Origin of the sequence: Blautia sp. HCP28S3_G10 (assembly GCF_052065235.1) — a bacterium.
GTDB lineage: Bacteria > Bacillota > Clostridia > Lachnospirales > Lachnospiraceae > Blautia_A.
Genome location: NZ_JBQHUL010000063.1, coordinates 1 through 10,141, shown reverse-complemented (window position 1 = coordinate 10,141; position 10,141 = coordinate 1). Strand labels below are relative to the sequence as shown.

At 41.6% G+C, this 10,141-nt stretch carries 11 protein-coding genes and 1 other RNA gene; 5 read left to right on the top strand and 7 right to left on the bottom strand.

Translation table 11 applies throughout. From position 1 onward, the window contains the following. Positions 1-234 precede the first annotated feature (234 nt). Together ACTNB8_RS15695 and ACTNB8_RS15690 are read right to left on the bottom strand one after the other, a co-directional pair. Complete coding sequence (locus ACTNB8_RS15695) at positions 235-1,437, bottom strand: DNA methyltransferase (RefSeq protein ID WP_441056022.1); 1,203 nt, start codon at positions 1,435-1,437, stop codon at positions 235-237. An 8-nt stretch (positions 1,438-1,445) separates the two neighbouring features. Beyond that, positions 1,446-1,940, bottom strand: a complete 495-nt coding sequence (locus ACTNB8_RS15690; protein WP_441056023.1) for a hypothetical protein — start codon at positions 1,938-1,940, stop codon at positions 1,446-1,448. An 18-nt stretch (positions 1,941-1,958) separates the two neighbouring features. Here ACTNB8_RS15690 and ACTNB8_RS15685 point away from each other — a divergent pair, with 18 nt between their 5' ends. The 4 genes from ACTNB8_RS15685 (at position 1,959) to ACTNB8_RS15670 (ending at position 4,611) form a co-directional block, all read left to right on the top strand. Beyond that, positions 1,959-2,333: a DUF5688 family protein gene (locus tag ACTNB8_RS15685; protein WP_441056021.1), complete on the top strand. Its 375-nt coding sequence runs from the start codon at positions 1,959-1,961 to the stop codon at positions 2,331-2,333. A gap of 40 nt (positions 2,334-2,373) precedes the next feature. Continuing rightward, entirely contained in the window at positions 2,374-2,622 is a 249-nt protein-coding gene (locus ACTNB8_RS15680; protein WP_441056020.1) for a DUF7678 domain-containing protein, read from the top strand. Positions 2,623-2,953: 331 nt separating this feature from the next. Beyond that, the gene (locus ACTNB8_RS15675; RefSeq protein WP_441056019.1) at positions 2,954-3,178 is read left to right on the top strand and encodes a DUF4314 domain-containing protein; all 225 of its coding nucleotides are present in this window, start codon (positions 2,954-2,956) and stop codon (positions 3,176-3,178) included. Positions 3,179-3,318: 140 nt separating this feature from the next. Then, on the top strand, positions 3,319-4,611 hold the full coding sequence (locus ACTNB8_RS15670; protein ID WP_441056018.1) for a recombinase family protein: 1,293 nt from the start codon (positions 3,319-3,321) through the stop codon (positions 4,609-4,611). 480 nt (positions 4,612-5,091) lie between these two features. On the opposite strand, the gene ssrA is transcribed toward ACTNB8_RS15670, so the two are convergent. After that, positions 5,092-5,440: a transfer-messenger RNA gene (gene ssrA, locus ACTNB8_RS15665) on the bottom strand. A 312-nt stretch (positions 5,441-5,752) separates the two neighbouring features. Between ssrA and putP the strand changes: the two genes are divergently transcribed. Then, positions 5,753-7,294, top strand: coding sequence for a sodium/proline symporter PutP (putP, locus tag ACTNB8_RS15660; RefSeq protein ID WP_441056017.1), 1,542 nt, complete (start codon positions 5,753-5,755; stop codon positions 7,292-7,294). 103 nt (positions 7,295-7,397) lie between these two features. Here putP and ACTNB8_RS15655 read toward each other — a convergent pair whose 3' ends face one another. From ACTNB8_RS15655 to ACTNB8_RS15640, 4 genes are all read right to left on the bottom strand, one after another. Beyond that, entirely contained in the window at positions 7,398-7,922 is a 525-nt protein-coding gene (locus ACTNB8_RS15655) for a Spy0128 family protein (RefSeq protein WP_441056016.1), read from the bottom strand. After that, positions 7,910-8,683, bottom strand: a complete 774-nt coding sequence (locus ACTNB8_RS15650) for a hypothetical protein (RefSeq protein WP_441056015.1) — start codon at positions 8,681-8,683, stop codon at positions 7,910-7,912. The genes ACTNB8_RS15655 and ACTNB8_RS15650 overlap by 13 nt, the downstream gene beginning before the upstream one ends. Positions 8,684-8,770: 87 nt before the next feature. Then, positions 8,771-9,463 carry an LrgB family protein gene (locus tag ACTNB8_RS15645; protein ID WP_441056014.1) on the bottom strand — a complete coding sequence of 231 codons (693 nt, stop codon included), beginning with the start codon at positions 9,461-9,463 and terminating at the stop codon, positions 8,771-8,773. Next, on the bottom strand, positions 9,456-9,827 hold the full coding sequence (locus tag ACTNB8_RS15640; protein ID WP_441056013.1) for a CidA/LrgA family protein: 372 nt from the start codon (positions 9,825-9,827) through the stop codon (positions 9,456-9,458). Before ACTNB8_RS15640 ends, ACTNB8_RS15645 begins: the two co-directional genes overlap by 8 nt. Between the last annotated feature and the right edge of the window lie 314 nt (positions 9,828-10,141).

The following is a 10,141-nucleotide window of genomic DNA, read 5'->3' as shown; positions in this document are numbered from 1 at the left end:
CCATAACTTATCCTCCGTAATTGTAGTGAAATAGTCTAAATATCTTTCGCCTACAATTATAGAGGGAAACAGAGTGTTAGGAAATCCGCAGGAATATTTGGCGCTTACTTTAGAATCAAGAGAGACTAAAATTTTATCATCGCGAATAGGGAGGCTTCCGGGCATCAGTCTGCCCCCATTGAGGTTATCATAGCTTGTAATTTTCTCATTTATTCTTACTCCCTATCTTCTTTACTATTGCTCGCCCACAATACTGCTTCTCGTGATAGATGCGGGCGGATTAAACAGCTTATTTGCTCGCAGAGCCTTAACCGCCTGCTCTTTATTGAGATCATCTTCAATATCGGAAAACTTGATATAATCAAAGTCTACTTTTCTGAACCTTTCTTTAATGACTTCGGCTGAATAATCGGATTGATCTATTCCTATCCATTTTCTCCCAGCTTGTTCCGCAGCCAAAAGCGTAGAACCACTACCAGCAAAGCAGTCCATAACCAAGGAGTCTGAATTAGATGATTGCAAGACGATCATCTTTAGCATATCGAGATTTTTCTCGGTTGGATATAGTGGATATGCGGGATCAATATAACTCCATATATCTTGTATTTTTTTGCCTTTATGCTCGTCGGCATATTTTTTTATTCTAGGAACGCCATTTTTTGACCATTCGATTAGCCCTTCCGAATCTAGTTTATCAAGTTCTTCGGGGGTAGTTCTCCAGTGTCTACCTTTTGGAGGTAGCATATCTCGCCAATATCCGCCAGTTTCTCCAGATTTTGTCTCTCCAGGAGCATGCACGGGAACTGTATTATAATGGCGACCATTCTTATCTATTTTTTTAAACTTTGATATTATTTCTTCTTCGGTCAAGCTTCGAGTGATATTATTAAAAATATTCTTTCCCCTATTCTTAGCATAAAACAAAACCATATCCCTTTGATTGCCGTATGCCGGACGTTTAAAGTTTTTTGGATTTGATTTTATTCTAGCTATATCATTTAAGAAGTTCTCGGCGCCAAATACTTCGTCCATAATTAGTTTAACATAATGTCCCATTTTACAATCTATATGTAGATATATTGAGCCTTTCGCTGATAGAAGCTCTCGCATTAGAATAAGACGTTCTCGTATAAATTCTAAATACTCGGAGGGCCTTAGATTATCTGAATATGCAACAACGGATCCATTTCGGCTAATTGTACTGACTCTATCATTATCTACGCTAAAAACTTGATTCGTGTTATAGGGTGGATCAATATATATTAAATCCACGCTATTGTTATAACCAGACGCTAAGAGCGATGACATTACGATTAAGTTATCCCCATTGATGTAGGTTGGGTTCTTTCCCAGTTTTATTTTTTTTACATCAGAAACAAGACTAATAATCTCACTCTCACTCCTTTTGCCTTGATATTTTAATTCTATCCCGTCCATTTGGAACCTTAAAGAGAATATAAGAAATTCCTTAATAAAACCGCCGACAAAATAACCTCATTGTCATTAAAATCATTTCGCATTTTACGAGCCATCTTCTGACCAGCGCACTTATCGATATAAATAACGCCGTCAATGATTGCTATCTTAATTACTTCTTTATCTGTTGGTGTTAGTTCTGCCCTTAGCGTTAATTCCGCATCTTCGAAATCGGAGTTCTGGCTACCACCAAAATCAGATAGAAATTTTGCTTCGCCTAAGATATACTTTCCATGAAATTTTGCAAGAAAATCTAAACCTTTGTTACGTGTATATCCTAAATATTTTCGAGCAAACGCTGATTTATAATCATCACTACCACTGTATATTAGATTTTCTGTTGAATTCAAGAATGTTAGCTCGTCATCTACGCAGTTTACGCCGAGAGAGCCTTTATTAATCCAATTCCCAAAAAGTGGCCCGATTTGCCGATTTGTTTCCTTCGGTGAAGTTGCTTTGTTTATTAAGCCGGATACAAAATCATGCTTATGGAAGATGCCATATCCGAGATTACTGGAATAGAAATCTCGAACAACACCTTCTGTCCAATGTATATTGGAACAAACCCAGAGCGCATGCTTGGAGCTTCCATTCTGATGTATGAAACATATTTGGAGGAACTTGCGGCGCAGATAGAGGATGACCTCTGTATTGCACCGTCAAGCATTCACGAGGTTCTCATCTTTCCGCTCTCTCTTATACATCCCGCAAAGATTATTGAAGCTGTGCGAGATGTAAATCAGACTGTCGTATTACCGCAGGAGAAGCTCAGCGACAGTGCATATATTTATCGCCGAGGCACTCATGCTATCTCACAGGCCACACTTAAGAGTCCCACTGATCTCACTTGCAAGTAAAGCAACAAAGAGTGATGAATGTGTAAAGGAGGAACAAATCATGTGGCAAGAAGGAACAATCGGTATTCCAGTAACAAAAACGGTTGAAAAAGAATACATAGCGGTTCATTACACCATAAAGGTATTCGATGAACCAAGTAAATTCGGCATCAACCATGGCAAAATCTCAAAACTGGAATTAAGGCAAGATGGCGAGATTGTCGCTAATCACGATCGTGGCTGGGATATTTATCCGGACACTAAGGAAGCCAAATTGGCTCTCTGTATCTTATTAATCCGACACAATTAAAGGAGGTCTCTATTATGACGACTATAAAATATGCCGCATCTGGCGAACAGAGGAAGAAACTCGTAAACGCCTTATCTGAGATTCTCGAATGCGAGTCTAAATATCTCAAAGCTCCAAAACGATAAATTTACGATGCGGCTCTTTCTTGTGTCCTTGAACTTCAAGGGAACAGAATATGCCTTTGCTCGTAAATTCCTGATTCGCAACTTAACTGGAAACAGTGGCTGGCGAACTGAGGAGGCGAAAGCAAGGCATGATGCCCGGAAGGCCAGAACAGAGATTGAAGCACCAGAAGTAACTATTGGACAATCATCTGAAGGAGGTGAAGCTGATGCAGGAATTTCCGAATAAACAGACGATTGAAAGACTACGAAAAACATATCCAGCCGGGACACGCGTAGAACTTGTTTCTATGAAGGATCCATACACTAAGCTAATGCCAGGAGAGCAAGGAACCGTGCAGTTCATTGACGATATCGGAACGGTTTTCGTCAACTGGGACTGTGGTTCCGGCCTCGATGTCGCTTATGGTGAGGATGTAATCCGCAAAATCTAGCAACATATATACTTACTTAAGCCAGCCCTGCTTATGGGCTGGCTGCTCCAAAAATAACCATAAAATATTACTTTATTTTACTTGATGTGATGCCCCTTCAGAGGTATCATGGGACAAACTATAAGAAGGAGGTAACGCTTATGAGTAATACCGCAATGGCAAATACGGCGCAGGCTCTTATGGATTCAATGACGCCAAAATTTGCCGTATCATATCTTCGCGTATCTACTCGCGGACAGGCCGAGCGAGGCGGTGGACACGATGAAGGCTTTTCGATTCCCGCCCAACGTGAGGCCAATAAGAAAAAAGCCCTGTCTATGGGCGCAATGGTGGGCAAGGAATTTGTCGACCGTGGCGCATCCGCTAAATCCGCCGATCGCCCACAACTTCAAGCTATGCTTGAATATGTAAAAGAGAATGCCGATCGCGTAGATTACGTAATCGTACATAAGGTCGATCGTCTCGCCCGTAATCGTGACGATGACAGCGACATTATGCGCGTATTGCGTGAGTGCGGCGTTCAACTTGTATCTGCATCAGAAAGTATTGATGATACACCTGCTGGTATGTTGTTGCATGGCATCATGAGTTCAATCGCAGAGTTTTACTCGCAAAATCTTGCCACCGAAGTCAAAAAAGGTATGGGCGAAAAAATCAAAGGAGGCGGCACAGTCGGTCGAGCTCCGATTGGCTATCAAAATATCCGTCTTGTCGACGATAAAGGACGTGAGGAGCGTACCGTCATCACAGATCCGGAACGTGCACCATTGATTAAGTTGGCTTTTGAAGAATATGCTACTGGAAATTGGACTGTTGCAGATTTGGCTGATCACTTGGCGGCCTGTGGGCTCAATACTCGATCAACGCCTAAAATCTCCTCTCAGCCCGTTACGCTCAAAACACTCCATAAGGTTCTCGTAAACCCCTATTATAAAGGCGTTGTAAAATATAAGGGCATTGAGTATCCTGGAAGCCACGAAGCGCTTGTAGATACCGAAACCTGGGACAAGGTTCAAGCGATACTTGCATCGAGGATTAACGGCACTCGCAATCTTAAACATCCCCACTTTCTGAAAGGAAGCATTTACTGCGCATACTGTGGTGAACGAATGATGGTGAGCAACGAAAAGAAAAAAGATGGCACCATATATCCATATTTTGTATGCAGTGGCCGTCATAGTAAACGTAGAAAAGATTGTACAACAAAGGCCGTTCTGATAGACGTCGTAGAGAAAGAGATTGAAAAAATCTACGAAGCATACCAGCTTCCACCGGAAGTTCGAATTCTGCTGGAATCTTGCATACAAGAGATAATCTCCACAGAAAGAGCAAAATATGATGCTGAGCTGGATGGACTTAAAGGCGAAAAAGCCAAGCTTGAAAACAAACGAAAAAACTTCTTGAAGCTCATTACTGCGATGCGATTCCATTAGACCTTCTTAAATCCGAACAGCAGAAAATTGCAAAAGAATTGGCAAGCATTGAGCATGAAATCAAAATGCACGATACCACCTTTGAGCAAATAACCGAAAATCTTAAGAGAGCACTAGATATTGTAGAGAATTGCGGTGAGGCATATAAAAACGCCAGTGACACAATTAAAAAGCTGATGAATCAAGCAATATTCGAGAAGTTCTATATTAGTAACGACGCAGATATGGAATTTAAGGTAGATGCAGAATTTAAGCCACCTTTCGACCAGATTCTTGAACCGGTTAAAGATGATATTATACGAATTAATAGATTAGCACAGGATTGCTCAAGCAAGCTGAGCTATTATATAGACATAGCAAAAGACCACATCCAGAAAATCTTTGGATGTGGTCTTTATACCATAAATAATTCCACGAATATGTCAACTTACTCGAACGGCTCAAATTTTTTTAGCCATAATAGTTCGAGTAAGGTACTTTTGGTGGACCTGAGGGGAATCGAACCCCTGTCCGAAAGCCTATCCCTTGCGGTATCTCCCATCACAGTCGCTGCTTTGACATTCCCTCCGCCGCACGCCCACCGACAGGCTTACTGCTTCAGTAGCTTCATGATACATCTACCGGGGCAAAGCTTACCCGGCAAGGTTTCTCACATGGTTGACGCCAGATTCCTGAAGTGTGAGTGCATCAGGGCTGACGAGCAGCGCTTAGGCTGCTAACGCGTACTGTTCGTCTGCGTTTATATTTAGTTTCCAGGTTGATACGCAGTCCCGGAGTCTGCGGATGGCTGCCCCAACTTCAAAGCCCCCGTCGAAACCAGTACAAGCCCTGATAAAGAGTTTCCGGATAATTCCGAAAAAATACTGGTGTACAGACGAAAGTTTATAAAGTTTCTGCTTTCTTATTATATGCAGAGAACATGTATTCTGTCAAGGTTTATATTTTAATTTACATAATTCTATATAATTCAATTTGTTATTGTTCACTTCGTTCACGACAACTTCAATTTATCACTTTAGCACGCAAAAAATACTTTACTTTTTTTCTTGTCTATTATAGAATGTAATGCATGGCATAACAAATTGTAATGATATGCATAAAGATTTATCATAACATAACTTTTCTGAAGGGAGACGTAACTATGACAACTTCACACATCTGTATTATGATCGCGATCATTGTATATCTCGGTGCGATGCTTTTCGTCGGATATCTCTGTTCCAAACAGAACAATGATTCCTCTGATTTTTACCTGGGCGGACGTAAGCTCGGACCTCTGGTTACCGCAATGAGCGCTGAGGCTTCTGATATGAGCAGCTGGCTCCTTATGGGACTGCCCGGTCTTGCTTATCTTTCCGGTATCGCAGATGCAGGCTGGACTGCTATCGGCCTTGCTATCGGAACTTACCTTAACTGGAAAATTGTTGCAAAGAGAATCCGCCTTTATACCCATATTTCCGGAAACTCCATCACACTGCCATCTTTTTTCAGCAACCGTTTCCGCGACAGCCGCAAGATCCTTCAGGCGATCGGAGCCGTTTTTATTGTTGTTTTCTTTATTCCATATACAGCTTCCGGATTTGCTGCCTGCGGCAAGCTTTTCTCCAGTCTTTTCGGAGTAAAATATCTCACGGCAATGATCATCAGTGCGATCGTTATCGTTGCCTACACAACACTTGGAGGTTTCCTTGCAGCTTCCACCACAGACTTTATCCAGAGTATCATCATGTCCATTGCCCTTGTTATCGTATTCATTTTCGGAATTCAGACAGCAGGCGGCTGGGGAGCTGTTGTTGATAATGCCAGCTCTCTTCCGGGCTATCTTACAATGACTACTACATACAATCCTGTAAGCGGTATGGAAGAGCCTTATCCTCTTATCAATATCTTTTCCATGATCGCATGGGGACTTGGATATTTTGGAATGCCTCATATTCTTCTCCGTTTCATGGCCATCGAAGATGAGAAAAAACTTTCTCTCTCAAGAAGAGTTGCCACCTCCTGGGTAGTGATCTCACTTGCTGTAGCTGTTCTTATCGGTGTTGTAGGCCTCGGCATGACAAATGCTGGGGAACTTACTTTACTGGAAGGTTCTGCTTCCGAAACCATTATAGTAAAAATTGCGGACCTTCTCAGTACTCATGGTATTCTTCCGGCACTCCTGGCAGGAACAATTCTGGCAGGTATCCTTGCATCTACCATGTCAACAGCAGACTCTCAGCTTCTTGCTGCCGCTTCCGCTGTTTCCTCTGACCTGCTTGGCGGATTTTTTAAGAAAAGTGAAACAAAACAGGAAAGCATGAGGGTTGACCGTATCACCCTTCTTCTGATTGCTGTGATCGCTGCCTTCCTTGCAAAAAATCCTGATAGTTCTGTATTCAATATCGTATCATTTGCATGGGCCGGTTTTGGTGCTGTTTTTGGACCTGTTGTCCTCTTCTCACTTTTCTGGAGAAGAACAAACTGGCAGGGAGCCCTTGCGGGCATGATCACCGGTGGGTCCATGGTATTTATCTGGAAATACCTTGTACGTCCTATGGGCGGTATCCTTGATTTCTATGAACTGCTTCCTGCATTCGTGATTTCCTGTATCGCAATTGTGATCGTCAGCCTCCTGACAAAAGCACCTTCCAAAGAGATCACAGATGAGTTTGAACTTGTAAAAGCCAAAATGGCTGAATAATATTTTTTCAGATAAAAAAGTACCTGTGTTTCGGGAATATGTTTTCGTATTCTCAGAAGCACAGGTATTTTTGTTGTTGTGCAGATATTTTTTATCTGTTTTTTTATCTGTTTTTTCGTCTGATCAGTTTTATATACAACACCACAAGAATGATTCCTGTCGCGCCAAGCAATACTGTCCAGAACAGTACCGGTGTATTATCTCCTGTTTCCGGTTTTGTTGAGGTTTTCACAGACTGACCTGTCACAGTTTTCTGTATTGCCTGAACGGAGGTATGCTTCTGAACAGTCTGGCTGCCCACGCTATCTGCCTGTTGTTTTATTGCAGGACTCTTTTTCTTTTCATATGTATTTGTAAATATGATCTCGCTTTTCTTTCCTTTCATCTCACTGTCCCTGTATAAGGAAGCTGCAGACTCCAGCTTATTATTTTCTCCATTTGTCACGGTAATCTTTATATAATAGACAGTGCGGTCGTAATGACCCCTGCTGTTACTTCCGGGTTGCTGCCATATTCTGTAGCAGTACGCACCGGGAGTTCCGTAATCCATAATAAATGATGCATGTCCTGTTCCATCTGTCTGTATTTCTGTTTTCTCCGGAAGCGGAGCATCGTTTACTGCTTCCAAAAACTTCCGGCGCCTGTAAAATCCTCGCCATCTATCACTGTATTTCCATTTGCCAGCATCTGTGCCACATTCAGCCAGCTATAATCTTCTGCCAGATTATAATTTTCTCCTGTCACGCACACTCTTTCCACCGCCGCACCATCTCTGTACCAGGTAATTGTATATCCGTCTCTGATCAACTGCTCACAGGTAAGGTCTGTTCCGTCCGTAGACAGCACAGATATATGAAGGCAACTATCCTTTTGAACAGACTCCGTAAGCTGGACTTTACTGACCGTATCTGTACTTTCTGCCATAAGTTTCAACTCATTTTCGGATTCTACAGCCTGTCCCGCAGCAGCTTCTGATTCTTCCTTTATTTCAATCTCGTTTTCATCATCTTCCACAATCTCAAGATCTGTTTCTGTATCTTCCTCTGGCTGAAGTATATCTCCATCTGATACAGTTTCGTCTGGTGCTGTTTCATCTGTTGATATTTCATCAGATACAGTTTCGGCAGTTCCTGCCGGCAGTTTATTTTCATCTGAAAGTACCTGCCTGTCCGATTCATTCTCATCCCTTTTTTCCTCATCTGAAATCATCTGTGCTTCTGTATTATGATTTTCTTCTGCAAAATCTTCCGATACAGATTCTCTGGTTTCCGTGTCAGCCTCTGCCGTGATAAGGTTCGGAGATACGCTGCAGATTAACAGCAATACCATGCATATCACGAAAAACCGTTTTAATAATCTGCATTTTCCAGATGAATGGTTATGTATCATACTTTTACCTCCTTCACCTGTATCCTATGCAGACATGCACAAAAAAAGAACCTGCCACTGACAGATTCTTTAAAAGTTTTTATTGTCTTACCAGATATATGAGAAGATTGATGCGCCAATTACTGTGCACAGACCACATACAACAATTGCAAGACTGCTCATGGCACCTTCTACTTCTCCAAGCTCCATAGCTCTGGCTGTTCCTACTGCATGTGATGCGGTACCGATAGCAAGCCCTATGGAAATTGGGCTTTTGATACAAAACAGTTTACAGATATATTCTGCAAACATATTTCCAAGTACACCGGTGATAATAATGACTGCAACTGTAATCGTCACATAGCCGCCAAGTTCCTCGGAAACGCCCATACCAATAGCTGTTGTAATGGACTTCGGAAGCATTGTCACATACTGCTGATGATCAAGGCCAAAAAGAATGGACATAGCCAGTACTGAGCCAAGACTTGCAAGAACCCCGGAAAGTACTCCTCCGAGGATTGCACCTATATTCTTTTTGAGAAGTTCCAGCTGCAGATACAGAGGAATCGCAAGACAGACAGTTGCCGGTGTCAGAAGATAACTGAGATACTGGGCACTGCTGTTATAACTCTCATAATCCACATGAAAAGCAACAAGAAACGCAATTACCAGAACAATTGATATAAGCAGGGGATTTAATACTGCAAGTTTCCATTTACGCTGCGCTGCAAGACCAATCTCATAAGCCAGAAGACTGATCACGATCCCTATTGTTGCAGAACTGAGAATCAGTTTATCCATTTTTCTGTTCCTCCTTTTTTCCTTTTCGTGATAAAAGAAAATCTGTAACTTTGCCTGTTACGATCATAACGATAAATGTAGATAATATCGTTATCACAAGCAACGGAACAAGAAATGGCTGCAAAAGACTCCATGATGTAAGAAGTCCCACACCTGCCGGAATAAACATCAGCGGCATGATCTCAATCAGAAATTCACTGGTTTCTTTTACATGTTCTACTTTCAAAACTCCTGTAAGAAGCAGAACAAACATCAGAATCAAACCATAGATACTTCCAGGTACAGAAAGAGGGATAAAATATTTCATGATCTCTCCCGCACAGGTAACGCCAAGGATGATTCCGAACTGTCTTAAGTATTTCACAACATTCGCCTCCTGTAATAATACTGTTACTGTTCCATCTACAGTAACTTCTGCTACTGTCGCATTATACGACAGTTTTCGCACGGTGAGTATTATTATAACACAGAATATTTTTCTGTAACAATCTCAATAAAACACAAAAAACTGCCATAAAACAGGCAGTTTTTTATATAAAAAAGTTAAAAATGTCAATAAATCTACATTGTTACTGTTCACTCCCAATGTCATTTACTTAAGGAAAATGTACTGTAAATAGTCTTGATAAATATTGGATGCTGGTATACTTAACGCTTTTTCAGACAGTCATAATGCGA